This is a genomic window from Exiguobacterium sp. s193 (genome assembly GCF_018618755.1).
GTDB lineage: Bacteria > Bacillota > Bacilli > Exiguobacteriales > Exiguobacteriaceae > Exiguobacterium_A.
The window spans coordinates 154,563-181,031 of the sequence record NZ_JACSMR010000002.1 but is presented as its reverse complement, the minus strand read 5'-3'; the positions used below and the strand labels follow the sequence as shown (position 1 = coordinate 181,031).

Sequence of the window (26,469 nt, the reverse complement as noted above, 5' to 3'; positions counted from 1 at the left end):
AACCATACACTCCTTCCACATCATGCAACAGGTCATCGATCTTTCAAACGCCGTTTCCGTTCGATGATTGCCTGCATAAGTTCCGCTTGAGCACGGATATCTGTTTGTTGATTTAAACGTGACTTCTCTTCATCGAGCGTCCGTCGCTGTCGTTCATTTTGAACAGCCCGTATATAGTGACTCAACAAATCCGGATCATACTCCGGCATGAGCATAAACTCTAAATCGGCCACGATTCGTTGAAGCGATGCCTCTTGTAACATCGTCAAGAAACGGTCCGGATTCGCCGGAGCACCCGCTCCATAAAATTCATATAATTTACCAGCAATCATCTGATGTGCCGGATCATTAAAATCGACTCCGAGTTGATCCCGGACTTCCACTCCGACCTCTTCTGAACGAATCATGTAGGCGAGGAGGAAACGTTCTGCCCGTTTCCAATTCGAAAACGTCCGATCTTGAGGTGATGCGACGTTCACTTGCGGCTCGACACGACGTTCTTGTTTTACTTTAGGCGCTTGTAACGGTTTCACTTGTGACAAGAGCGACTCTTTTGATAACTTAAATTCGTCTGCTAACTTGCCGAGATAAATATCCCGAAGTAACGGATTTGTCGTCCGATTAATCTCCTCAAGCATAATTTCAATATATCGAACGCGTTCTCCTTCTAATCGCAAGTTTTTTCCTTGTCGAAAATAAAAAGATTTGAATTCAAGGCTTGAAACCCGTTCCTGTTCTACTAAACGAATGAATGATTCTTCGGAGTGCGCTCCAATATATGAATCTGGATCCTCCTCATCCGGTAATCGAATGACAGAACAATCGACTGCAACGTCCTCAAGAAGACGTAATGCTTTAATCGTTGCTGCCCGTCCGGCTTTGTCTCCGTCATAACAAATAATGACTTCATCGACGATCCGGCCGAGGTTTTGGGCGTGAACAGGGGTCAAGGCTGTCCCTAAAGAGGCTACGGTATAGGATATACCCGCTTGCGCGACTCGTACAACATCTAAATTTCCTTCGACGAGCACAACCTGTTTATTTTTTCGCATCGCGCCCCGTGCTTGCGCAAAACCAAACAGTAATTCACTTTTATTAAAGAGCGGCGTTTCTGCCGTATTGACGTACTTCGGGTCTCTTCCATCAATGGAACGTCCACTGAATCCAACAACCGTGCCATCACGATCTGAAATCGGAAAGACGACCCTGCCATTAAAACGATCGCGATAATCGCCATCTCTACCTACAGAAATCAACCCTGCTTCGACCATCTCATCTAAATCAAAATTACGTCGTGCGAGTGAATCGACCGTAAACCGTTCCTGGTCAGGAGCATAGCCGAGTTTAAACTCACGCATCGCCGGCTCACCAATTCCACGTTTTTCAAGATACTCGCGACCGGCGTCGCCCGCCGCTGTCTGTAGCATGACTTCATGATAAAGATCTGCTACGATCCGGTGTGCTTCGCGCATCCGATATTTTTTTTCTTGATCGGGTGTCGATTCCGTCTGGTCCGACCGTTCGAACTCCGGTAATGTGACATCCGTTCGATCGGCGAGTTTAGAAACGGCTTCCGGGAAACTCATCCCTTCTGTTTCCATGACGAATGTGATGGCATTTCCGCCCGCGCCACATCCAAAACAATAATACATTCCCTTATCAGGCGAGACCGAAAAAGAAGGGGATTTTTCTGAGTGAAACGGACATAACCCTGAATAACGATTCCCTTGTTTTTTTAATTCTACACGTTCGGAGATTAATTCAACGATATCCGTCGCTTGACGGACCTGATCGACGACTTCATCAGGAATACGTTTCAATCGTCCCACCTCCTTTTTGAACTCTTATATATATACCCGCAATGAAACGGAACGAATACTCGTTCCGTTTCATTGGAAAAATTGCATTATCTCATTTATCAGCTAGACTAGTATACTACGCAAGTCGTTACTTGACTAGTGATGTGTCTTTCCTGAAATTCCGGTCAGAATCAGGTTCGCGGTTTCTTCAACCGCATTGTTCGTCACATCGATGACTTGACAGCCAATCCGCTCATACAACTTTTTCGCATAGTCGAGTTCACGGTTGATTCGGTCGATCTGCGCATAAGCGGCTTCTGGCTTCAAGCCAAGCGAACGCAATCGCTCCATTCGGATGTCAATCAGCTTTTCCGGGGAAATCAATAAGCCGAAACATTTCTCTTTTGGAATATCAAACAATTCTTCCGGTGGAACGGATTCCGGGACTAAGGGGACATTTGCGACTTTGTACCGTTTTAGTGCCAGATATTGCGACAACGGAGTTTTTGACGTTCGTGATACACCAATCAAGACGATATCCGCCCGTTTGATGCCGCGCGGGTCGCGTCCATCATCATACTTGACGGCAAATTCGACCGCTTCGATTTTCCGGAAATATTCCTCATCCAATCGATAGATTAACCCGGGCTCTTCTTTCGGTTGCATGCCGAGACGTTCTTCCATCGTATCGAGTAACGGTCCAAGCAAATCGATTGCTTCGACTTCATGGGCTTTCGCGGTTTCCGCAAGCAACCGACGGTGTTTCGCATGAACAATCGTATAAACAATCGTCGCCCGCTCTTCTTTCGCGTGCAAGACAAGATCATAAATGACTTGGTCGTCGTCGACGAATGGAATGCGGACCGTTTCAATCGCCCGTTCCGGAAATTGAATCGCTGCTGCACGAACGACGAGTTCACACGTCTCACCCACTGAATCACTGACTACATAGATTCGTTGTCTCATCTGTGAGCCTCCTCTTAAATTTCTTCGTCTCTTGCTAACGCAACAAGCACTTTCGTCATGTTCGTTTTCGTCATCCGTCCGACGACTTTCAAGACACCCTCATTGTTTTCGACGACAGGCATCGAGTCGATTTGTTTTTCAATCAACTTCATCCCGGCACCAATCAACGTTTCCGTTTTTTCGCACACCGTCAAATTCGGCATCCGCGTCATGATGATATTGACCGGCAAGGAGTCGAGTTCTTGATTCCCGATGGCCGCCCGTAAAAAATCTTTTCGTGACAGGACGCCGACAAGCGCATGCTCGTTTCCGACGACGAACAGTGACCCGACATCTTCTAAGAATAAGTGAACGATCGCATCATAGACGGTCATGCTCTCATGAATCACCTTCGCCGACGACATGAATTCTCCGACTGTCAACGTGTCGAGTTTTTCGTGGAGCATTGAAGCATTCTTTTTGCCAACATACATATATCCGACGCGCGGACGCGCCTCAAGCATTCCCGTCATCGTCAAGATGGACAAATCTGGTCGTAACGTCGCCCGTGTTAAGGAGAGCTCGGACGCAATTTGCTCTCCTGTGATCGGACCATTTTCCTTAACGATTTGGAGTATCTTTTTCTGCCGTTCATTTAACTTCATCGGCTCATCCGTCCTTTGTTTACACTAAAGTGAGTGCATTGAATCGTGCGACTGCTTGAATCGTATCCGCGAAACGCTTCATTTCGCTTAATCGGTTCATTCGAATCGCATCATCTTCTGCCATGATCATCGTCCCATCAAAGTAGGCCGTGATTGCTGGGACCGTTGATTCAAGTGCCCCCATCGCCGTCTCAAAATCAGATTCGTTCACAGCTGCTTCGACTTGTGGAATCACCTGTTCGATTTGTCCGTGAAGTGTCCGCTCCGCCTCATTTTCAAAGAGTGCTGGATTGACAGCGACAACCGTCTCCGCCTTTTTCGAAATGTTGAGGACACGACTTAACTGTTCGACAGTTTTCTTGAATGTCGCACGTTGTGTCGCTGCTTCAAGCATCGCTGCCCGTTTTTCATTCGCTTGAACGGTTAAATCAAGTTGCAGTGCCGCTTCAACGACATCATGACGATAGCCCTTTTCAGATAAACGGAATTTCAGACGTTGGCTGAAGAAGTCTTGCATCGCTCCTTTTACTGATTCTGCATCTGCTTGGTAAAGACCTGCTTTGATTTGTGCAGTTACGACAAAATCAATCAGTTCGACCAGTGTCATTTGGATGTTGCGGTCCGCAAGTACTTGAACGATCCCTTGCGCTTGGCGACGGAGGGCATACGGATCGGCAGAACCACTCGGAATCATGCCGACGCCGAAGAAACCGGCCACGCTGTCTAATTTGTCGAGGACAGCGAGTAACGTTCCTGTTGGTGTCGCCGGACTTTCATCCCCAGCAAAACGTGGCATGTAATGCTCGCGAATCGCTGCTGCGACTTCCGGATCTTCTTGTTTCATCTTGGCATACCGTTCTCCCATCAACCCTTGGAGTTCAGTGAACTCGTAGACCATCTGACTGACAAGATCGAATTTATAAATGTGACCGGCACGCTCGACTTTTGTTTTGTCAGCCGAGAAACGATCGGCAAGCTCAAGCGCCATCTCACGGACGCGACGAACTTTTTCTCCTGTCGTTCCTAATTTTTCATGGAAAACAATCTTATCAAGACGGGCTGCTTGTGCATCGATATCTGCTTTCTTGTCTTCTTCATAGAAAAATTGTGCATCTGCGAGACGGGCACGGATGACTTTTTCATTGCCGCGTGCGACATTCTCAATGTGTTGCGCGTTTCCGTTACGCACCGTCACGAAATAGTGGAGTAACGTTCCATTACGTTTGACGGGGAAATAACGTTGGTGCTCTTTCATCGTCGTGATTAAGACTTCTTCCGGCAGTTCAAGGTATGCTTCGTCAAACGCACCGAACAAGGCAGTTGGATATTCGACGAGGTTCGTGACTTCTTCAAGCAGTGACGCATCGATTGGCACTTCGAATTGTTCTGTTTGTGCTAGTGCTTCGATTTGTTCTTCAATCATCTGACGGCGTGCCGCATAACTGACGATGACATGCTCACCAGCCAATGCTTCGACATACGCATTCGGACGTAAAATCGTGATATCTTGTCCAAGGAAACGATGGCCACGTGTCGTCCGTCCTGTTTCGACTGACGCAACTTCAAACGGAATGACTTGGTCGTCAAGCAAGGCGATCAACCAACGGATTGGACGCATGTAACGGAGTGGTTGTGTACTCCAGCGCATGTTTTTCGGGAAGTTCATCGCTTCGATGACTTGTTTTAGCCCCGTTAATAACGTTGCTGTTTCCTGCCCTGCTTCCTTACGTGTCGCGTAGATGTATTCGACTCCTTTTTCTTCCCCGAGGAATAGGTCATCTGTCGTCAATCCTTTTCCACGAGCAAATCCTTCCGCTGCTTTCGTCCAGTTCCCGTCCGCATCTTGTGCGATTCGTTTTGCTGGTCCTTTTAACGTTTCTTCTAAATCCGTTTGACGTTCCGCGATTCCTTTAACGAGAACAGCGAGACGGCGTGGTGTTGAAAAGGCTTCGACTGTATCAAATGTAATCCGTGCCTCCGTCAAAAATGTCGTGACCCGTTCTTTCAGTTGTGTCTCAGACTGCAGAACGAAACGTGCCGGCATTTCTTCGAGACCGATTTCAAGTAATAATTCATGCATGTGATTCACCAGCTTTCGATTTAATCAATGGGAAACCTAAACGTTCCCGCTCTTCGATGAAACTTTGAGCACAACGGCGCGACATGTTACGGACACGGTGAATGAATCCTGTCCGTTCCGTCACGGAAATCGCTCCTTTTGCATCGAGCAAATTAAAGGTATGTGAGCATTTTAAGATGTAGTCATACGCTGGGAACACGAGGTTTTCATCGAGTGCCCGATTCGCTTCTTTTTCGTACTGATCGAATAATGTGAACAGCAAATCAACATCTGATGTCTCGAACGTATATTTTGAATGTTCGAATTCTGGTTGATAGAAGATATCGCCATAACGGAACCCGTCCGTCCAGACTAAATCAAAGACACTTTCGACATCTTGAATGTACGACGCAAGACGCTCGATACCATACGTGATTTCCACTGCAATCGGATTACACTCGATTCCACCGACTTGTTGGAAGTACGTGAACTGGGTGATTTCCATTCCGTTCAACCAGACTTCCCAACCAAGACCTGCTGCACCGAACGTCGGGTTTTCCCAGTTGTCTTCGACAAAACGAATGTCGTGTTCAAGCGGGTTGATGCCGAGGAGTTCAAGACTTTGTAAGTAAAGTTCTTGGATGTTATCAGGAGACGGTTTCATGATGACTTGGAATTGGTGGTGTTGATACAACCGGTTCGGGTTTTCCCCGTATCGTCCGTCAGCCGGGCGACGTGATGGCTCCGTATAACAAACGTTCCAAGGTTCCGGTCCTAAGCTCCGTAAGAACGTCATCGGATTCATCGTCCCGGCACCTTTTTCTACGTCATATGCTTGCATCGTCAAGCAGCCTTGTTCAGCCCAAAACTTCTGCAGTGTCAAAATCATTTCTTGTACTGTCATTTTCAAGCGATCCACCTCCAAAATTTATAAGAAAACACAAAAACGTCCCTATGTACAACAAGGTTGTACATAGGGACGAGACAAGCCCGCGGTTCCACCCTACTTGCATGCCCAGCATGCCACTCTTTTACGGGAACACTCAAAAATGCCGTTCACACCCGTTTCATATCCAGCTCACACTACCCTGGAATCGCTTGAATGAAGAGAAGGTGCTACTCCTTTTTCTCATCGTGTTCGTTTAGTTGGTTCTTCCGCACTTATTCTACCGAACGTACGTGTAGTCTGTCAATCATTCTCAAGGTTGAGCAATTGATCAAGCACACGCTTCGAGCGTAACCGAAGTCCGCTATACCGTTCCATATAGGCATCCATGATTTGACGCAGTAGTCGTTTCGTTTCCGGCTTGACCGTGACCGTTCCAATCCGCGAAAAATCATAGACTGAAAAGACGTAGAGCATCTTCGCGACCGACTCCTGCAAGTAAACGGCATACTCATCTTCATGACGATGCCGTTTACAGAGCAGTCCCCCATGATTTAGCGAGAAGGCGAATGGCGCTTCCGTACTCCCGCATATCGTACACCCATTCAAATGGGGTGCGATACCGAGATGACGCAACAATCGGAGTTCGACGATGAACGATACGACATCCGGATCAAGCCCCTCATCCATCGCTTCTAGCCCGTCGACGAACAAATCATAGAGTGCAGGATAGGCGATACGTTCGTCAAGCGCCTTATCCGCAAGTTCGAGCAGGTACATCGCATATGACATCAAGAGGACATCTTGTCGGATATGCGAATAGCCGGTAATGACATCAGCTGATTTCAATTGACCGAGTCCACGCGACCTCGGATAGACATAGACAGCCCGAATGAATGGTTGGCTTGCCGCGTTAAAACGACTACCCGGTTTTTTTGCCCCGCGTGCCATGACGGCGAGCTTTCCGTATTCACGCGTCAACAGCGTGATGATTTTATTCGATTCACCATACACGACCGTCCGTAATACGAGCCCTTCCGCCTTATCGATCATCGCTTAGTACTCATCGTCGCGGAAGCCGAGTTCACGCAATTGTCCAGCTTTGTTACGCCAGTCTTTTTGCACTTTCACCCACAAGTTCAAGTAGACTTTCGTCCCGAGGAGCATCTCGATATCCGTCCGTGCTTCTGAACCGATCTCCTTGAGGAGTGCCCCGCGTTTCCCGATGATGATCCCTTTTTGCGAATCACGTTCAATCAAAATCGTCGCGTGGACGTCAACCATGTTGCCGTCTTCCCGTGTTTTGATTTGGTCAATCGCAACTGCGATCGAGTGTGGCACCTCGTCACGTGTTTTTTGTAAGACTTTTTCACGGATCATTTCCGAGATGATAAAACGTTCCGGGTGGTCCGTTACTTGATCGGCCGGATAATACATCGGTCCTTCCGGTAAAAGTTTCGCAATTTCACCTAGAAGTGGTTCGACGTTGTTGCCTTGGAGGGCAGAAATCGGCACGACCGCTGCAAACTCCAATTCATTTTTATAGGATTCAATGATGGGCGGAATGTCATTCGGGTGAATCAAATCCACCTTGTTCATAACAAGAATGATTGGCGTCTCGAGTCCTTTTAATTTCTCGATGATGAAGTCGTCACCTTTTCCTTTTGGTTCAGTCACATTGATCATAAAGAGAATCGCATCGACTTCACGCAAAGCGTTTGTCGCGACTTTCATCATGAAGTCACCAAGCTTATGTTTTGGTTTATGAATACCCGGTGTATCGATGAACACCGTTTGCACGTCATCCGTCGTATAGACACCTTGAATTTTATTCCGTGTCGTCTGTGGTTTGTCTGACATGATCGCAATTTTTTGACCGATGACACGGTTCAAAAACGTCGATTTCCCGACATTTGGCCGACCGATGATCGAGACGAATCCCGACTTAAATCCTTCTTTAAACATTGAGATCTCCCTTCGTGAACGCACCTGGTAACAATGCGCCAACGGTTGTTTCTGTGACGTCACCTGTTAAGTTCGTCAAGTAGATTGGCATATCTGCATCACACATTTCAAATAAAACTTGGCGGCATTGACCGCACGGTGCCACTGGTCCTTCCGTGTCTGCTACGACAGCCATCGCTGCGTATTCACGGGCATCTTGTGCCCATGCCGAGAAAACGGCTGTCCGCTCTGCACAGTTGCAAAGACCGTAAGCAGCGTTTTCGATGTTACACCCGTGGAAGACTTGTCCGTCTTTTGTTAAGAGAGCCGCTCCGACTTGGAACTTCGAATATGGTACATACGCTTTTTCGCGTGCAATTTTAGCCTGTTCGAGTAATTGTTCTGTTTTCATGTCATTTTTCCCCTTTTAGCAACTTTGTTGGCCAAAAAAGGCCGGATTCCTATTGTACCAAATATGGGACGAAGATGCATAGTGCAATCGCAATCGATGTAAGCGCCAACACTAAAACAGCACCACTGGCGATGTCTTTCGCAGCCTTCGCTAACGGATGCCATTCTTCCGTCACAAGGTCGACCGTTCGTTCGAATGCCGTGTTCATCATTTCCGCACTAAGCACAACACCAATCGTCAAAAACAAAATCGCACGTTCGAGTGAGGATAACGGAAAATAGAAAGCGGCTGCGACGACGAGTAATCCGAGGACAAAATGAATTTTCATATGTCGTTCTTCCCGCACTGCTTGCCGGATGCCATCTATCGCGTGGACAAATGGTTTCCACCAGGACTTCACAGTTCGCCTCGATACAACTCGAAATGATGTAAAATTTCCTCCTGCCGTTTTGTCATGACTTCTTCATCTGCTTTTTCGATGTGGTCATAGCCCAACAGATGTAAAAAACCATGGACAGCTAAAAAACCGAGTTCGCGTTCAAATCGATTTCCGTATTCAGCTGCCTGTTCCCGGCACCGTTCGACCGAGATAATCAAATCTCCGAGGACGACGGGTTCGTCTTCGAGCAATTGAAAATCGATTTCGTCTTCCCCAAGCTCATCCATCGCAAATGATATGACGTCCGTCGCTTGATCTTTTCCGCGCCAATCGCGATTGATTTCTCTGATTTCTGCATTCGTCACGAACGTCACGGACAATTCGCTATTCGTTTCGATTTCTTCTTGCTTCGACGTATAGTCAAGAATCGACTCGACCAACTCACGTTGTTCTTCACTCAATAGATTTCCTTCATCAGTCATGTAGATATTCATTTCGTTGCCTCTTTCTTTAGTTCAGGATATTCAATCCGTTCGTGGAATAAACCGGATAACGTATGACACGCACTTTCTCCGACCCGGTATATTTCGCGTGTCGTCATGTCACATTCCGCGAATTGGTCATCAAGCAGCTTCTCGCGAATAATTTTCGCGACAAGATCGCGAATCCCCTCTTCTGTCGGCGATTTCATCGAACGGACGGCTGCTTCAATCGAATCAACGATCATGATGACGGCCGCTTCCCGTGTTTGTGGTTTTGGTCCGGAATAACGGAAATCCGCCTCATCGACCTCCCCATCATCTGTCGCCTTGACATAAAAGTAACGTAACAACGACGTACCATGGTGCTCGCGACAAATATCGACGATTGCACCCGGGATTTTTGCTTGTTCCAGCAATTCGGCGCCATCCTCTGTATGTGCCAGGATGACGCGTGCTGACTCAACGGGCGTCAATCGGTCATGGGGATTTCGTCCATGTTGATTTTCGATGAAATAAAGCGGACGTCTTGTTTTACCGAGGTCATGATAGTACGCACCGACACGGGCGAGCAATCCATCGGCTCCGATTGCCTCACATGCTGTCTCTGCTAGGTTTGCGACCATCATACTATGATGGTATGTGCCCGGTGCTTCGACTAATAATTTTTTTAAGAGCGGATGTGTCGGATTCAATAGTTCGAGCAATCGTGTTGGCGCTAGTATCCCGAACGTCATCTCGAGGAACGGTAATAAGCCGATTGCAAAAATTGCGCTCAAAATCCCACTCAAGATTGCAAAAGCAGTCAGTATCAATGTTTCCCTTACTTCAAATTGACCACTTCGCATAAATAAAAAGGCGTAAAAGACGATGAGATTAGCAGCTGAAATCGCCAAGCTGCTGACAAAAATACGTCGGCGTGACAAACTCGATTGTAAGAAGAACGTTGCGACGAGTCCACCGACCACTAAGTAAATCGCGATATTAAAACTGAAATTTTGATTCGTACTGTAGAAAAATGTTCCCGCAAGCGCCATAAAGAGTGTACTCGATAACGCAATCCGTTCGTTCAATAAATTGCGCAACACAAGGGCAGAAAATGCCGTCGGCGTCAGGAGATACAGGACCGGATTGATGTCTTCCGCTAAAAATGCCATCCCGTATGTCACGATTAGTTGTAACACGACAACGAGGTACACGAGACCGAACAAACGGACTTTGCTCATCGCTGTATACCGAAGATTCGACCGTCGGATAAAGCCATACAACAGTCCTGTCATCAGACCACTGAGCAGTAATGTCCCTAGGAGTGGTTTCAATGATTCGCGATCAGAAATCAACCCGACGAGCTGAAGTTGCCGGTACGCATCTTGGGAAATGACTTCCCCACGTTTTACGATCACTTCCCCTTCCGAGATGATGACAGGGTCTACTTTATCACTCGTTTGTTTCCGTAATTGTTCCGTTTTTTCTGGGTCGTACACATAATTTGTAACAATCAATTGATCGGTCAAGGCCTTCCCGACCGCTTTCAAAGAAAACGATAAGGGCGACCGATCCATGTCGATTCGTGCATCCTCGCGCGCTTCCGCCAACTCTCCGCCTTCGGAGGAAATACGTTTTCGCATCGCTTCCTCGATTGCGGTAATGACGACATCACGCGTCGTACTCCGAACAGACGTTGATGATGTCGCAAGCAAGCGAAGCTCATCATCCTTCAATAAATCAGCGGCCTCTGTATTGCGAAGGCGCTGTTTAATCCGTCCGATGTCCTCCGCTTTTTTTATCCCTTTTAAACTTGCGAAAAGCTGTTCGACCTTATCAATTTGTTGCGACGCATACTCTTTTTTGACCGTATATTGGCTATCGATCGCCGCTACCGTATTTTCCTTGATTTGCCTTGTCGCTTCACGGTCTTCGATGGTCAGTGGAGACCTGATATCTTCTTCTGCGATCGAGAAGACTTCTGCCGTCAGTGCTTCCGGGCGGATGCTTGTATACATCAACGCCGAAACGATGATATAAAACCCAAGGGTCAGCAAACTGATCCACAGTCCTATTTTTCGCATGTGTTAGTCTCCCTTCTCCGTCTTGTGAGTCAGCCGATTTCCTGGCTATACGCATCAATGATTTTTCGGACAAGTGGATGACGGACGACGTCAGCAGAGCTGAAGTGTTCAAAATGAATCCCGCGGACGTCACCTAGTAAATTCAATGCTTCCTGTAATCCGGACACTTTCCCCCGTGGCAAGTCGACCTGCGTCAAATCCCCTGTGACAATCATCTTCGAATGAAACCCGAGTCGCGTCAAAAACATTTTCATTTGTTCCTTCGTCGTATTTTGCGCTTCATCGAGGATGACGAAGGCATGTTCGAGCGTCCGACCACGCATGTACGCGAGTGGCGCGATTTCGATGACACCCCGTTCAAGCAGACGTGCCGTATGCTCGACTCCTAGTACATCATGTAATGCGTCATATAACGGGCGTAAATAAGGATCTACTTTTTCTTTTAAATCACCGGGTAAGAAACCGAGGCTTTCTCCTGCTTCAACAGCAGGCCGTGTTAACACGAGGCGCTTGACATGACCATCTTTCAACGCTTTTGCTGCCATGACGACGGCTAAATATGTTTTCCCCGTGCCGGCTGGTCCGATCCCGAACGTTAAATCGTATTTTTCGATTCCCCGTACGTAACGTGCTTGACCAAGCGTCTTCGCCCGGAGTGGTTTTCCTTTATGATTCGTGTGGATGACAGTATCATACAACTCCAATAATTCATCGACCCGATTTTGTCGCGCTAACTGAATGGCGCTCGTCGCGTCACGTTCTGTTAAGACCGCACCTCGATTGACAAGTTGTTTGAGTACATCCACGACTTGTGTCGCAAGTAAGATGGCACCTTCTACATCTGCCTGGACAATCAATTCATCTCCCCGATGAACGAGCTGAACATCGAGTTCAGCTTCCATTGTCTTAAGCACCGCATCATTCGGTCCGACGAATGCTTGCGTCTGGTCCGAATTCGAAAATGCGAATGGAATTCTTTCATTAAATATCACGTTATGATTGGCCTCCTAATGATGGACAACAGTATGTCATCGTCACAAATCTATTCTACTCTACTTTAGCATTTCCGATTAAGAGATGGAAAGAAAAACCCATCTCCCTAAAATCGACTAAAAGGTCAACCTCCGCTAATCGGAAGCTGACCTTTTTATTAGGAATGGGGTGTTTTGTTCGGACGTTTTGAAACGGGCGGACCAAGCACTTCACTCCAAATGATTGCCCGGCGCGCCTCTTCTTGTGTCGTCTTCATTCCAGTACTCTTGACAGCCTTCGTACCGATTGCACCTTCCGCAATCGAACTTTTAATCTGTCCGATGTTCGTACTTGTTTTCACGACAGGTCGACGATCCGTATGTCGTTGCAGATCCGTCCGACGATCTTCGACTTGTCGTTGCTTTTTCTTGATTTTTGGGGGAACGTCATCCCGGGTCAGCGCACCCGCTTGATCGACCATGTTTTTTACGTAATCCCCAAACTCTTTTGATGGCGTTCTTGACGGTTGGTTTGCTTTCGTTTTATCTGCCGCTTTCGAAATCACGGAGATGACACCAAACGCAACCATTAAACCGACCCAGATTAAACTTTCCATCCTACATCATCCTTTATTGTGAGTCGTTTGGCGAAGATTGACCGCCAATCGCTTGACGCATCTTCGTATCCGCCGTCACGTTGAGGTAGTTTGCGTAATCCATCACGCTGAAGTTGCCGTCACGAAGCGCTTCAGCAATCGCAAGCGGGACTTCCGCCTCAGCCGCAACGACTTTCGCGCGCATTTCTTCGACACGTGATTTCATTTCTTGTTCACTCGCAATCGCCATCGCACGACGTTCTTCCGCTTTCGCTTGGGCGATATTTTTGTCTGCTTCTGCTTGGTCCGTCTGAAGAACGGCACCGATGTTTTTACCGATATCAATGTCGGCGATATCGATTGAGAGAATTTCGAATGCTGTCCCTGAATCAAGTCCTTTTGCGAGGACCGTCCGTGAAATCATTTCCGGATTTTCAAGTACTTCTTTTTGATCATGACACGAACCGATTGTCGAGATGACACCTTCGCCAACACGTGCGATGACTGTTTCTTCACCTGCACCACCGACAAGGCGATCAATGTTTGCACGGACAGTGATCCGCGCTTTTGCTTTTACTTCAATCCCGTTCATGGCGACACCGGCGATGAATGGTGTTTCGATGACTTTCGGATTGACCGACATCTGTACGGCTTCTAAAACATTCCGGCCAGCTAAATCGATTGCTGCAGCTCGCTCGAAGCTAAGTTCAATATTCGCCCGGTGTGCGGCAATCAATGCATTCACAACACGGTCGACGTTACCACCGGCAAGGAAATGACTTTCAAGTTGGTTCGTATTCAAGTTTAAGCCAGCTTTGACGGCTTTAATCAATGGATTAACGATTTTTGATGGTGTAACACGACGTAACCGCATTCCGACAAGCGTAAAGATTGAAACCCGCACCCCTGCTGCGAGTGAGCTGATCCAAAGTGGAATCGGAACGAGCGTGAAGAAAATAGCGAGGAAAATCAGAATTCCTCCGGATATGAGTAGGACCGTTAACAGTTCAGGTGTCATGTGATTGACTCCTCCTTCGTAGTTTGGACTCGGACGATCACTCGTCCGTGTGTCACTTCTTTGACGACAATTCGCTCACCAGAACCGATAAAATTCCCTTCCGTCACAGCATCGATTCGATTCCCATCGATTTCGATTGTTCCGGCAGGTCGTAATGGTGTTAGACTGACGCCTTCTTTTCCATTCAGTTGAACTTTTTCTTCGTGTGACAAATATCCTTTTTCCGACGATGTCGAATCCGTCAAAATCAACCCTCTCCAAAGCAAAGATTGATTGGCTTTAATTCTCCGGTATGCCCAGTATCCTGCCGCAAGCGATAAAAAGACGGCTAGACCTATTGCAAGACCTACTTGACCGACCGTTGCCCCCGCCATGATGAGGCTTGCGAGGACGGCACCGATACCAACAACGCCAAAGATACCGAACCCTGCAACGAATATTTCGATCAGCAACATGACGACCCCGACCAAAAAGACCGCTAAAATCATCCCTAAGCTAAAAGTCATTACTCCGTTCACCCCTTTTTATCAGAATCAGATACCTCTCCCCTTCTGAAGACATTTCCTTGTTACTCTTATTATATACGCTTTCATCTATTAAAAGGTTTCACAACTCTTTTATTTTCTAATTATTCCGATAATATGTGTCAAAAAAACAAATTAAAAAAGGCGTCCCGAGGGACACCTTCAAAATTGATTAATTTAATTGTTGTTTCACAAGTCGATTAATCAAAGCACCGTCCGCTTTGCCTTTGAGCTGCGGCATGACGACGCCCATTACTTTACCCATATCAGAAGGAGCAGAGGCACCCGTTTGTGCAATAGCTGCATCAACGATTTCCTGTACTTCTTCTTGAGAAAGTTGTTTTGGCATATAAGCTTCGAGCACGATAATCTCTGCTTGAATCTTCTCGACGAGGTCGTGACGATCAGCGCTTTCGAATTCTCGGAGGGAGTCGTTGCGCTGTTTCATCTCACGTGAGAGTATAGTTAGCTCTTCCTCATCAGTTAATTCTTGCTTACCGAGTTTAATCGCTTCATTTTGCAGGGACGACTTCACCATCCGAATCGTCGTCAGACGATCTTTCTCACGCGAACGCATGGCTTCCTTCATATCCGCTGTCAAACGCTCTTGAAGACTCATGAGGATACACCCTCTCTAACGTTAGAACTTCTTACGCTTACGCGCAGCCTCCGATTTAAGCTTACGTTTTACACTTGGCTTTTCGTAGTGTTTACGTTTACGAACTTCAGCAAGCGTACCATCTTTTGAAACACCACGTTTGAAGCGACGAAGTGCGTCTTCAAGTGATTCATTTTTACGTACACGAGTTTCCACTAGTTTTCCCTCCCTCCGATATTACCGACTAAAGGAAACGTGTCAGACACGTCATATAACATTATAGTAGGAATGTAGAGAATGGTCAATAGTTGATTGAACGTTCTCTCATCATCCTGGATATGTTCCTTTTTGTTCCTTTCTATAATCTCACGTCCCCCCATTATTTACAACAGATTCATCGATTTCGACTTAAAAAACATGGCACTTTTTGTAAGCGTTTTCTTAATTTGATTAAAATGTTTTGTCAAAACAGTGAATAATGTGTCAAAATATAAACAGTTATCTGAAAAAGGAGTTGGTATTATTTATGAAAGAAGCCAAAAGAGTCATCTGGGGTCTTCTCATCGGTATTGCCTTAGGACTTGTCCTAGCCGCTTTACCTGACAAGACGATTTACGAAAAATTGAATATGTACGCCCTGCAACCAATCGGGACGATTTTCTTAAACCTGATTAAGATGCTTGTCGTACCGATTGTTTTCTTCTCGATTTCACTCGGTGTCATGGGTCTCGGGAATCCAAAAGAATTGGGTCGTGTCGGCGGAAAAGCCATCGGGTTTTTCTTATCGACGACAGCAGTCGCGATTATCATCGCACTTGGTCTCGCCTTATTAATTAAACCGGGCGAACGTGGCACTTTCCAGACTGAAGGACTGACAAAAGCAACAGGTGACATTCCTGAAACAGGCATCATCAATACGATCGTCGGGATGTTCCCGACAAATCCGATCACGGCGATGGCAGAAGGTAACATGCTCCAAATCATCGTCTTCAGCGTTTTCATCGGTTTCGGGATTACGTTCTTAGGTAAAAAAGCAGCAACGCTCCGTTCGTTCATCGAACAAGGAAACGACTTGATGACGTATTTAATCACACTCGTCATGAAAATGGCACCGCTCGGAGCGTTCGCTTTGATTGCTTCAGCCGTTGGTTCGTTAGGTCTTAAATCATTAGAAGCGATGTTCGCTTACATGTCGATTGTTGTTTTATCATTAATCATTCATTCACTGCTCACATACGGTTCTGCCGTTTCCTTGATTGGGAAAATGAATCCGATCTTCTTCTTTAAGAAGTTTGCACCCGTCATGATGTTTGCGTTCTCAACGTCGTCGTCGAACGCAACACTTCCGGTCGCGATGCAAACGGCGCAACGCGAACTAAAAGTACCACGCTCTGTCTCAAGTTTCGTCCAGCCGCTTGGTGCGACAATCAACATGGATGGTACAGCAATCATGCAAGGTGTTGCAACTGTCTTCATCGCGCAAGTCTATAATATCGATTTGACACCAGGACAACTGGCGACAGTCGTCTTGACTGCCGTTCTTGCATCAGTCGGAACAGCTGGTGTGCCTGGAGTCGGTCTCGTCATGTTGACGATGGTCCTCCAGTCAGTCAACCTTCCAGTCGAAGGGATCGCCTTAATCATCGGTGTCGACCGCTTGCTCGACATGATGCGGACTGCCGTCAACGTTACTGGTGACGCTGCTTGTGCCGTCATCGTCGCGAAGTCTGAAGAAGGTAACTTAAAAGATGAAGAGGCTGAAGACGAACGCTACGCGTAACTCCTTCACCTCTATCAAAAAGGCCGTCCCTACCGTGAATCATTCATGGTGGGGACGACCTTTTTTGTCTATTGTTATTTTCTTAATACATACGAACTGAGTGGATCTACTGTGATGCTGCCTGAAACGTTTTGAAGTGTTTTCGTCCCTGCTGTTTTACCATCGACGATCAACTGCCACTTTCCTTTTGGAAGCGTCAGTTTAGTTGCCGTTCGTTTTGCGTTATGGACAACGAACAATTCTGCTTTTTGATGTGGTGCATCCTCTGAAAGTTTATACGCGACGACTTGTTCCGTCGTATCGACAAACGTCAAATACCGTCTGATGTCTTTCGCTGATCCGAGGTGAAGTGCCGGATTCGCTTTCCGGACTTCAATTAAGCCCTTCATGTAATCGACGTCTTGTTGACGGTCCATCTTCCGCTTCCAATCGAGTTGGTTGACGGAGTCCGGTGATTTATACGAGTTATGGTCGCCACCTTTCGTCCGCATGAAATCTTGACCGGCATGAATGAACGTCGTCCCTTGTGACGTCAACAGGATGCTTGACGCTAAGCGGTGCATTTTCGTTTTCGTCGCATCCGTGTCGTTCGGGTTCGTTAAGTTCAACTTGTCCCATAACGTGTGGTTATCGTGTGCTTCGACATACGTGATGGTTTGATTCGGCTCTGCTGCGAATCCTGTGATGTCTTTGTTGTACGCAATCTCACCGACGATTCCGCGTTTGATGCGTGTTTCAAGACCCGTTTTACCGTTAATGAATCCTGCATCCGTATCTTCAAAGACACTTCCTTTAAGCGCATCACGCAAGTTATCGTTGAAGTGAGCGACGCCCGGCATTTGTTTCGCATTTGTCTGATTCGCTTTTTCTGTTTCAGGAAGTGGTGTGTTTAAGCTCCACCCTTCGCCAAAAACAAGAATTGATGCATCGATTTTAGTTGTCGTTTTTTTGACGGCATTCATCGTCTTGACGTCATGGATTCCCATCAAGTCAAACCGGAAACCGTCCCAGTGGTACTCTTTTGCCCAGTATCCGACGGAGTCGACGATCAACTTATGCATCATTTGACGTTCTGACGCTGTATCATTGCCGACACCCGTCCCGTTCGCTAAATCGCCACCCTCTGTATAACGGTAATAGTAACCTGGGACGATTTTATCGAGGTTTGATGCTTTTGCGTCGAACATATGATTGTAGACGACATCCATGACGGCACGCAGCCCATTGTCATGAAGACCTTGAATCATCTGTTTCATCTCTGTGATTCTGACTTTCGGATCATATGGATTCGTCGCATATGAACCTTCTGGGGCATTGTAGTTTTTCGGGTCATATCCCCAGTTGTATGATTTTAGCGGATTCGTCTCATCGACGGAAGCCGTATTGAAGTCGTACACTGGAATGAACTGAACATGTGTGATGCCAAGTTCTTTTAAGTGATCGAGTCCTGTTTTCGTCTTCGTTTTCTTGCCATCTTTCATTAAACGTGTTCCACGTTCAACTACTCCGAGGTACTTCCCTTTTTGCTTAATTCCTGAATCATAGCCTGAACCGGTCACATCAAACATCGACAAATCACGGACGTGGGTTTCATAGATGATGGCATCTGTCGCTTGTTTGAGCGGCATCTTCGATTTCGTCCAGCGTTTCGGATCTGTCTCCTTTAAATCAACGACAACACCTTGATCTCCATTGACAGCGACAGCGATCGCATACGGATCGACGGCACGCGTCGTATCTTTTGCATGTTTCACTTCATAGGTGTAGCCTGTCCCGTCGAGATCACCTTTTACGGTAACGGTAAAGACGCCACGGTCACCACGTTTCATCTCGATTTCTTGTGTAATGTCTTTGGTTGTTGCTGCTGCTTGTTTTGGTAACTTGTACAACTCGAGTTCGACCGATTGAGCAGTCGGAGCCCACAATCGGAACGTCGTTTTTGATTTTTTATACGTCACACCTAACTTGCCGTCGTAGGCATACTTTTGATCAAAGGCATCCGAACGTAAGACCCGCCCTGCTTCAAGCACACCTTCACCGAACCCCGGATGTGTCACGGTCACGACTTTCGTTAAATCGATGTCGGACGAAACCGTGACTTCAAGTGTCTTCGCGTCAAGTTGTGTGACGACCGGATTAACGAGTCCCGTGAACGAAAAGTTCGCAACATCGTCTGCTGAGACGGGTGCGTTCGTTTTGAGCGTCATCTTCTTAAAGTCATCTGCGAGGAAACTTGTAATCTTAGGTGTCCGGTCAATTTCCGGTTTACCGTAGTAAATCGTTTGATCCCCTTCGATCAACCAGATGTCTTTTGCTCCGGCATAGAAGAAACGATCCGCCCCGTCTTTTTCGGACCAGCCTTCGATATGCGGAATAATCCCGACGAGCCGTTGTTTTGTTGGGTTCGCAAGCGAGACTGTCGCGACCGCACCGAACGCATCCTGTTGATTAAAGTCGAACCGTTGGCCATCCGCCTCATTTGGCCATGCCCAAACGCCGTATTTTTCATAATCGTTGTCATAACGGTAATAATGGACGTTTGTTTTGATGGATTCGACGTCAGCCCCGTCTGTCGGATTGACCGGTGAGACGTCTTTGCTTCCGGACGCAATCCACACTTCCGCGACACCATCTTTAATCATGTCTTTCGTAATGAATCGGTCATTTTCAGAACCGGCATCTTTGTTCCAGTTATCATCACGGACAATCAAGCCGATTTTTTCTGGCTGGTCGACCGGGAATTCATAAGCAGCAACCTTTCCGTATGCATCTTCTCCGTTAAAGGCATGTGCCTTGTTCGGGAAGTAATCCGGTCCGTTCGCCCAAAGCCAGAGATTCCAATCTTTTTCTGACGTTTTATCTTCTTTGTAATGAATGATGACGAGCGTCGATTTGCCTTTTTCGAGCGCTAATCCGTTCACTGGAAGTAAACTGAAAATTAGTGCAAACGTTAGCACAACTGCACAGACTGATTTCCATCGATTCATGTTCCATCCTCCTTGAATGTATGTAATCGTTTTCATTTCCATTTTCCACACGAATTCCCATACTGTCAAAGTATATTTTAGTTAACTAAAGAAAATAAGACTTTCGGACCAGAACGAAAAAAGGGCTGACTCATAAGTCAGTCCAAAATCAATCCTATATCGACCAAATGCTTACGAAACTTAAAAATCCTGCATGGGTAGGATGTTCTGTCGCACTTCGCTGTCTCGACTCGTCTTCAAAGCGGCAACCTTACGCGCCGCTTCGCTTCGCTACAGAGTCGCGGAAAGTTGCTTTTCGCTTTGGAAGCGATTCAAGACGGAAGACGCTTTTATTTCTAACCACTTTGTCTACAAATGAAGAAAACGAAAACACTACAGTCTGTGTCACTCTTTATCCCTTCATCAATGCCTCGAGTGCTTGTTTCGTTTCCCGCATCGATGCCTCCGAAGCGAAGAAATACCAAATGCCGTCACTTGCGATATACCCTTCGCCGTCAATCTTCAAGGATTGTAAGTGTTCGAAACCGGTTTGATTCTCTTGTGCCAGTTGGGTCGCTTCAGAAAACGTAATGTTCGTACTGAAATTATCTTGTAAGACCTGACTGAGTTGTTCGAGCTTTGTTAAAATGTTCGGACCTGCGAGTTTCGTCCCGACGGATTCAAGAACTTGCCGTTGCCGGATTTGCCGTCCCATATCCCCGAGCGGATCCTGCTTGCGCATCCGGGCGTAACCGCTCGCTTCAAGACCGTCCAGTTCAATCCGTCCTTTTTTATACTCTTTTTGAAGCCGACGGTCGTTCCAACTAAAGGCTGACGGATTATCAACCGTCACACCACCAACGGCGTCAACGAGTTCAATCAGTCCATCCATGTTGATTTTAGCGTAATACGGAATCGCGACGTCAAACGTTTTTTCGACTGTCTGAAGCGTTTCTTCGACCCCACCATAGGCATACGTATGATTGATTTTTGTCGTCTGTCCGTCTGCTAACGTGACTTGCATATCGCGCGGAATCGAGAGCGAACTCGCTTGTTTCGTTTTCGGGTTAAACGACAACAACATGATTGCATCGGCCCGCCCCGGATCATTTTTCCGTTCATCGACCCCAATCAATAACACATGGACAGGTTGCATGGCCTCAAGTGGTAATTTTTGTTCGCCTTTCAGCGGAGTAATCAATGCATCCGCTGTTCGTTGGAGCTTCAAAAATGCGTATCCGGTCGTTGCACTTGCCACCAAGACAACTAGTAACATGATTGCACTCGCGAATCGTAAAAACAGATTCGGTCGCTTTTTCTTCATCCGTGATTCCATCATCAACCCCCTCACAGTTTCTGCTGATACGTCTTCATCAGGCCGGTGATATTCGAGTTATGCAAAAAGAGTACACCGTCGACTTGTTGTTGTTTTGCGAATGCAGACACATCAAATGTTGCATTGACATACCGGATATCAACGACTTCGAGATTTGCGCTACGGGCGAGAAACGGCAGGACTGGATTCGCAAAGGAATCCTTCAGGACAAGCAGTTTTGGCCCCTTGACGTCTGAATGCATCGACATGATGCCATGGTTGCCGCGTAAAAAGACTTCATACCGGTCGGCATAATCGCCTGCTTCCTTGATATAGCTTTCATCAATGATTGGTTGCCGGCACGTGTTGTCGTAGCACACATCAATCCCGTCGAACTGGCTCGCACCGTAATAGGCAAGTGTATCGCCAGCCGTCGCATAAGCGAGTGTCGTTTTCCGGGCAAGTGACCCATAATATTCGTGCTCGGATACTTTCCGGGCGCTTGACGCGACCGGTACTTCCTTAATCGATACCTTGTCCGCTTGCAACTGCCGAACAATTTGCTGATAAGCATAATACGCCCCGTCAACGTTCCAGTGATGATCCGTTTTAAAATAATCGGACAACTTCAACTGGTCGAGCGAAATGTTCGTCATCCCTGCCTGGTCAAACCCTTCTATCATCTTTTTGTAGCGGACCGTTGTGTTCGACGCGACGTAAGCTGGTAAAATCCCGTTCTGTTCAGCGACGACCGTTTTTGACGGAGCGAGTGCCATGTAGACAGGTCGATCGACTGCTTTGACAAATTTCTTAAAGCCGTCCGGAATCGGTGTCACCTGTGCCTGGCTCGACTCGATCATATAACCGTTCGGAGCCGTATAAATGCCATTTCGAAACGGTTGACGGAAGACATTTTTCGACAAGCGGGCTTGTGTTTCGACAAGCGTTCCCCGAAGCAACAATTGATCAGTAAAATATTTTTCAAGTTCTCCCATGTATGTCCCATTGACGACTGTCGCTGTCGTTGGTGTCGTCAATTTTGCAAGCGAACGATTTTCAAGTTGTGACATGACACGGTCCTGTTTCAAAACCGTTCCAAGACCAACCAACGTCAGGACGACCATAAAACTGACTGCTGTCACCCACATCATCAGTCGTTCGAACGACCGCTTCTTTCGTGGCCGCTGCTCCTTGTCTGGTCTAAGTGGCGCGTGTGCCATACAAGCTCCTCCTTAATTTAAAAACGGAAATAAATGAACGGATTGAACGTGCTCGCGACGAGGGCCGATGTCGCAAGAAACAGTAACGCCATCGCATAACCATACTGAATCGTCTGTCCGACTTTCCCGAACCGTTCGACGACCCACTGGCCAAGCATTTTTGGTAACGGTGTCGCAGCGAATCCTGCAAGCAGTAAGATGACGCCATTTTGGACGAGCTGGTAACTGGCCCGTTCATCCCATAGTGCTGTCGGCATAAACATCGCACGCAAGTACTCGAGTGCGTCCGGAAATGTCGTTGCCCGGAAAAAGACCCAGCCGACTAACACAAGAATGAGTGTCCAAATCGTCGAAATGACGGGGACACGGCGTAATAATTTCCCGAGAAATGCCTTTTCAAGCATAATCCATATCCCGTAGTACGCCCCCCAGGCGACGAACGTCCAGCTTGCACCATGCCAAAGGCCCGTCAACATCCAGACGACGGCGAGATTTCGATACTGTTTGAGCGGTGAGACACGATTGCCGCCAAGCGGGATATAGACATAGTCACGGAACCATGAGCCGAGTGAGATATGCCAACGTCGCCAAAACTCTGAGACTGACTTCGCGATGTACGGGTAGTTGAAGTTTTCCAAAAAATGAAATCCGAACATCAGTCCGAGTCCAATCGCCATGTCGCTATATCCTGAAAAATCGAAGTAAATTTGTAGCGCATAAGCGATGATGCCAATCCATGCCAGCCCCATCGACAAATCATTCATCTTGAAGACGGCATCTGCCACTTGCCCGCAGCCATTCGCTAAAATCAATTTTTTCGACAACCCGATAATAAAGCGGCGGACACCAAGTGCGAAATCAGGTAATGTTTCTTGCCGATCGTTGATTTCATTCGCGACCGTCTCGTAGCGGACGATCGGTCCGGCAATCAATTGTGGAAATAACGCGATGTATAAAGCTAAATCAAGCGGGTTTTTCTGGACTTTCCCCGCTTCCCGGTAGACATCGATGACGTAACTCATCGCCTGAAACGTAAAGAAGGAAATCCCAATTGGTAACACGACTTCCGGAACAAATAGTTCCACCTGAAACGTTTGATTCAACGACGCTATGAAGAAGCCACTGTACTTGAACCACCCGAGTAAGGCGAGGTTCGTGATGACCATGCTCGCCATGACGGGTTTGATGCCGACACGGTGCCGGTACGTGTCGACCATCAGGGCAAACAAGTAGTTGATCAAGATACTCGCAAGCATCAGTAAAACGAACTTCGGTTCTCCCCAAGCATAAAAGAAAAGGCTCGCTACAAGGAGCCAGCCGTTACGAAAAAATCGTGGCATTACATGATAGACAAGCAGGACAACCGGTAAGAAGACAAATAAGAAAATCGTCGAACTAAACAGCATAGTGAGGATCCTCCTGTTTCAGTTGAATACGTTCAGCGATCTTCAACTCGGTCAGTTGGACCCGGACGTCACCTGCAACAAGAAATTTAAAGGCAATTTTAAAATACTGTGCCCCTTTGATCCGCTCCAGTTGAATCTGAAGATCAGTTGTTCCGTCGAGCATGACGAACTCCGACTCCGACCCCATGCGTTTTTTATTTCCGTATTGCATCTTAAAGAGTTGAATTTGACAGGGGACATCGGTTTCAAAACGACACGTCACATGGATGACGTCCGCCTGTCCGAAAGCGGCATCTTGGCGATAGAGTTTTGACGGCGGATACTGAAAGCCTTGATCAAACAATTGGATATACAATTTATCCGCATCCGTCGCCGCTTGGAAATCGAACAACACACCAACCGCTTCGTCTTCTAACAGAATCTTTTCTTGACTTCCCTGCGGAAAAAAATGATAACTTGCCAAATGAAACTTACGGGCTGTTCTCATACCGGAACCTCGCTCATGATCGCGTCAACGATACGTTCAGCCGCATGACCGTCGCCGTAAGGATTTGCAGCCTGCGCCATCTGACGGTACGTCTCTTCCTCCGTCAACAAACGGTGACTCATTTCAAAAATACGTTCCGTGTTCGTCCCGACAAGTTTTAATGTCCCGGCTGCAACACCTTCCGGCCGTTCTGTCGTCTCGCGTAAGACAAGTACCGGTACACCGAGTGATGGCGCTTCTTCTTGGATGCCGCCGGAGTCTGTCAAAATAAACGTCGCCCGGGCCGCTAAGTTATGAAAATCAAACACATCGAGCGGATCAATCAAGTGAATCCGCGGATGGTGTTTCAATTGTTCCGCCGCTTCGAGCACGATTGGATTCGGATGGACCGGATAGACGATTTCAATATCCGCATGCGTCTCTGCCAACCGTTCGATGGCATCGAAGATTTGCGACAGCTGGAGGTGATTTTCGCGCCGGTGGACGGTCAGTAAAATTAACTTGCGTCCGTTCGCCTCTAAGTCCGTTAAGACTTGGTGCGTATAATCGGACGAGACGGTTGTCTTGAGTGCGTCGATGACGGTGTTCCCCGTCACGATAATCGGTGTCTGTTTATGCTCGCGCCGGAGATTTTCTGCTGCTTGTTCGGTTGGTGCAAAATGAAAGTCAGCCAGCACTCCCGTTAATTGACGATTCATCTCTTCCGGGAATGGGGCATATTTTTGGTAGGTCCGTAATCCCGCTTCGACATGCCCGACCGGAATTTGTTGATAAAACGCAGCGAGCGAAGCAGCGAACGTCGTGGTCGTATCCCCATGGACTAACACGAGATCGGGTTGCTCTTTTTCGAGGACACGACGCATCGCGTTCAAAATCCGTGCCGTCATTTCTTCGAGTGTTTGTCGTGGACGCATCAAATCTAAATCGTGATCGGGAACAATCTGGAACAACTCCAAGACTTGATCAAGCATCTCCCGATGTTGCGCCGTGACGACGACGATCGGCTCGACATCTTCGCGCGCCTCGAGTGCTTTGACGACGGGCGCCATTTTAATCGCTTCCGGTCTCGTTCCAAATACAAGCATGACTTTTTTCATCCGTTCCATCCCCTATTCCTTATTCATGACGACAATTCAATCGTTTCTCCACGAACGGACCGTTCGATTTCATCACTTCGTCCCGTCCGTTTTTTTGCCACGTAATGGGCAACTTGCTTTTTCGATAACTGTTTGTGCCAGTAGAGATATTTGTTATACTCCGCCATCGTCTCTGCAGTTGGTCCGAACATCCGGACTTCACCGTATTCGAGCCATAAGACTTTTGAACAAAAACTTTTGACCTGACTGAGCGAATGGCTGATAAAGAAAATCGTCTTCCCTTGATCACGAAATTCGCGCATCTTATCCAAACATTTTTCCGTAAACGTCTGATCGCCGACCGATAAGGCTTCATCGATAATCAAAATATCTGGATTGATGTTGATGGAAATCGCAAACCCTAAGCGGGCTCGCATCCCACTCGAATACGTTTTGACCGGTTGGTCGATGAATTCTCCGATGTCGGCGAACTCTAAAATGTCTGGAGTGATCATTCGGATTTGTGTTTTGTTCAATCCCATCATCAAACCCTTGAGCTCGATATTGTCACGTCCTGTCAACTGATTGTTCAATCCGCTCGATATGGCGATTAAGGCTGACTTACCGCGTAACGTCACTTGTCCATACGTCGGAGGAGTGACGTTCGCAAGGAGATGCGACAACGTCGATTTCCCACTTCCGTTAATGCCGACGACACCAACGATTTCACCTTGTTCGACTGAAAACGATACATTTTTCAAGGCATAAAACGGCTTTCCGCTCATCTTGCCGAATAAAACTTCTTTTAACTTATCAATCGGACGCGAATACAAGACGTATCGCTTCGAGACATTTTCAAACACGACATGACTCAT

Annotated in this window: 25 protein-coding genes; 1 reads left to right on the top strand and 24 read right to left on the bottom strand. The window is 47.2% G+C overall.

Translation table 11 applies throughout. From position 1 onward, the window contains the following. Window positions 1-32: 32 nt before the first annotated feature. The 17 genes from dnaG to rpsU all read right to left on the bottom strand — a co-directional run bounded on the left by dnaG (window position 33) and on the right by rpsU (window position 15,560). Window positions 33-1,829 carry a DNA primase gene (gene dnaG, locus KNQ04_RS04550; protein ID WP_353049707.1) on the bottom strand — a complete coding sequence of 599 codons (1,797 nt, stop codon included), beginning with the start codon at window positions 1,827-1,829 and terminating at the stop codon, window positions 33-35. Window positions 1,830-1,955: 126 nt separating this feature from the next. Next, window positions 1,956-2,765 carry a pyruvate, water dikinase regulatory protein gene (locus KNQ04_RS04545; protein ID WP_214847645.1) on the bottom strand — a complete coding sequence of 270 codons (810 nt, stop codon included), beginning with the start codon at window positions 2,763-2,765 and terminating at the stop codon, window positions 1,956-1,958. A gap of 14 nt (window positions 2,766-2,779) precedes the next feature. Further along, a complete protein-coding gene (gene ccpN / locus KNQ04_RS04540) occupies window positions 2,780-3,409 on the bottom strand; it encodes a transcriptional regulator CcpN (RefSeq protein WP_214847643.1) in 630 nt (209 codons plus the stop codon). A 19-nt stretch (window positions 3,410-3,428) separates the two neighbouring features. Continuing rightward, entirely contained in the window at window positions 3,429-5,489 is a 2,061-nt protein-coding gene (glyS, locus tag KNQ04_RS04535) for a glycine--tRNA ligase subunit beta (RefSeq protein ID WP_214847641.1), read from the bottom strand. Then, a complete protein-coding gene (gene glyQ / locus KNQ04_RS04530; protein WP_214848056.1) occupies window positions 5,482-6,372 on the bottom strand; it encodes a glycine--tRNA ligase subunit alpha in 891 nt (296 codons plus the stop codon). The genes glyS and glyQ overlap by 8 nt, the downstream gene beginning before the upstream one ends. Window positions 6,373-6,657: 285 nt before the next feature. After that, window positions 6,658-7,407: a DNA repair protein RecO gene (gene recO, locus KNQ04_RS04525; RefSeq protein WP_214847640.1), complete on the bottom strand. Its 750-nt coding sequence runs from the start codon at window positions 7,405-7,407 to the stop codon at window positions 6,658-6,660. A gap of 3 nt (window positions 7,408-7,410) precedes the next feature. Beyond that, complete coding sequence (gene era / locus KNQ04_RS04520; RefSeq protein WP_214847638.1) at window positions 7,411-8,319, bottom strand: GTPase Era; 909 nt, start codon at window positions 8,317-8,319, stop codon at window positions 7,411-7,413. Then, window positions 8,312-8,710, bottom strand: a complete 399-nt coding sequence (locus KNQ04_RS04515) for a cytidine deaminase (RefSeq protein ID WP_029332940.1) — start codon at window positions 8,708-8,710, stop codon at window positions 8,312-8,314. Before KNQ04_RS04515 ends, era begins: the two co-directional genes overlap by 8 nt. Window positions 8,711-8,759: 49 nt before the next feature. After that, complete coding sequence (locus KNQ04_RS04510) at window positions 8,760-9,110, bottom strand: diacylglycerol kinase family protein (protein ID WP_214847636.1); 351 nt, start codon at window positions 9,108-9,110, stop codon at window positions 8,760-8,762. Beyond that, entirely contained in the window at window positions 9,107-9,583 is a 477-nt protein-coding gene (ybeY, locus tag KNQ04_RS04505) for an rRNA maturation RNase YbeY (protein WP_214847634.1), read from the bottom strand. Before ybeY ends, KNQ04_RS04510 begins: the two co-directional genes overlap by 4 nt. Continuing rightward, window positions 9,580-11,637, bottom strand: a complete 2,058-nt coding sequence (locus KNQ04_RS04500) for an HD family phosphohydrolase (protein WP_214847632.1) — start codon at window positions 11,635-11,637, stop codon at window positions 9,580-9,582. The genes ybeY and KNQ04_RS04500 overlap by 4 nt, the downstream gene beginning before the upstream one ends. A 29-nt stretch (window positions 11,638-11,666) precedes the next feature. Continuing rightward, entirely contained in the window at window positions 11,667-12,629 is a 963-nt protein-coding gene (locus KNQ04_RS04495; protein ID WP_214847631.1) for a PhoH family protein, read from the bottom strand. Window positions 12,630-12,787: 158 nt separating this feature from the next. Next, entirely contained in the window at window positions 12,788-13,225 is a 438-nt protein-coding gene (locus KNQ04_RS04490; protein ID WP_214847630.1) for a hypothetical protein, read from the bottom strand. Between the two features lie 13 nt (window positions 13,226-13,238). Next, a complete protein-coding gene (gene floA, locus KNQ04_RS04485) occupies window positions 13,239-14,222 on the bottom strand; it encodes a flotillin-like protein FloA (RefSeq protein ID WP_214847629.1) in 984 nt (327 codons plus the stop codon). Further along, a complete protein-coding gene (locus tag KNQ04_RS04480; protein ID WP_214847628.1) occupies window positions 14,219-14,728 on the bottom strand; it encodes an NfeD family protein in 510 nt (169 codons plus the stop codon). Before KNQ04_RS04480 ends, floA begins: the two co-directional genes overlap by 4 nt. 190 nt (window positions 14,729-14,918) lie before the next feature. Beyond that, window positions 14,919-15,365 (bottom strand): GatB/YqeY domain-containing protein, encoded by a 447-nt coding sequence (locus KNQ04_RS04475; protein ID WP_029332932.1) that lies wholly within the window; start codon window positions 15,363-15,365, stop codon window positions 14,919-14,921. Between the two features lie 21 nt (window positions 15,366-15,386). After that, window positions 15,387-15,560, bottom strand: a complete 174-nt coding sequence (rpsU, locus tag KNQ04_RS04470) for a 30S ribosomal protein S21 (protein ID WP_012369719.1) — start codon at window positions 15,558-15,560, stop codon at window positions 15,387-15,389. 310 nt (window positions 15,561-15,870) lie between these two features. On the opposite strand from rpsU, the gene KNQ04_RS04465 reads away from it, so the two are divergent. Further along, complete coding sequence (locus KNQ04_RS04465; protein WP_214847627.1) at window positions 15,871-17,124, top strand: dicarboxylate/amino acid:cation symporter; 1,254 nt, start codon at window positions 15,871-15,873, stop codon at window positions 17,122-17,124. Window positions 17,125-17,198: 74 nt separating this feature from the next. Here KNQ04_RS04465 and pulA read toward each other — a convergent pair whose 3' ends face one another. From pulA to KNQ04_RS04430, 7 genes are all read right to left on the bottom strand, one after another. Beyond that, complete coding sequence (gene pulA / locus KNQ04_RS04460) at window positions 17,199-20,111, bottom strand: type I pullulanase (protein ID WP_214847626.1); 2,913 nt, start codon at window positions 20,109-20,111, stop codon at window positions 17,199-17,201. A 391-nt stretch (window positions 20,112-20,502) separates the two neighbouring features. Further along, a complete protein-coding gene (locus KNQ04_RS04455) occupies window positions 20,503-21,426 on the bottom strand; it encodes an LCP family protein (protein ID WP_214847624.1) in 924 nt (307 codons plus the stop codon). Between the two features lie 11 nt (window positions 21,427-21,437). Then, window positions 21,438-22,625: a DHHW family protein gene (locus KNQ04_RS04450; protein ID WP_214847623.1), complete on the bottom strand. Its 1,188-nt coding sequence runs from the start codon at window positions 22,623-22,625 to the stop codon at window positions 21,438-21,440. A 17-nt stretch (window positions 22,626-22,642) separates the two neighbouring features. Continuing rightward, the gene (locus KNQ04_RS04445) at window positions 22,643-24,031 is read right to left on the bottom strand and encodes an MBOAT family O-acyltransferase (protein WP_214847622.1); all 1,389 of its coding nucleotides are present in this window, start codon (window positions 24,029-24,031) and stop codon (window positions 22,643-22,645) included. After that, window positions 24,021-24,518: a hypothetical protein gene (locus KNQ04_RS04440; RefSeq protein ID WP_214847621.1), complete on the bottom strand. Its 498-nt coding sequence runs from the start codon at window positions 24,516-24,518 to the stop codon at window positions 24,021-24,023. The genes KNQ04_RS04445 and KNQ04_RS04440 overlap by 11 nt, the downstream gene beginning before the upstream one ends. Then, complete coding sequence (wecB, locus tag KNQ04_RS04435; protein WP_214847620.1) at window positions 24,515-25,615, bottom strand: non-hydrolyzing UDP-N-acetylglucosamine 2-epimerase; 1,101 nt, start codon at window positions 25,613-25,615, stop codon at window positions 24,515-24,517. Before wecB ends, KNQ04_RS04440 begins: the two co-directional genes overlap by 4 nt. Before the next feature lie 23 nt (window positions 25,616-25,638). Further along, window positions 25,639-26,469, bottom strand: a complete 831-nt coding sequence (locus KNQ04_RS04430; protein ID WP_214847618.1) for an ABC transporter ATP-binding protein — start codon at window positions 26,467-26,469, stop codon at window positions 25,639-25,641.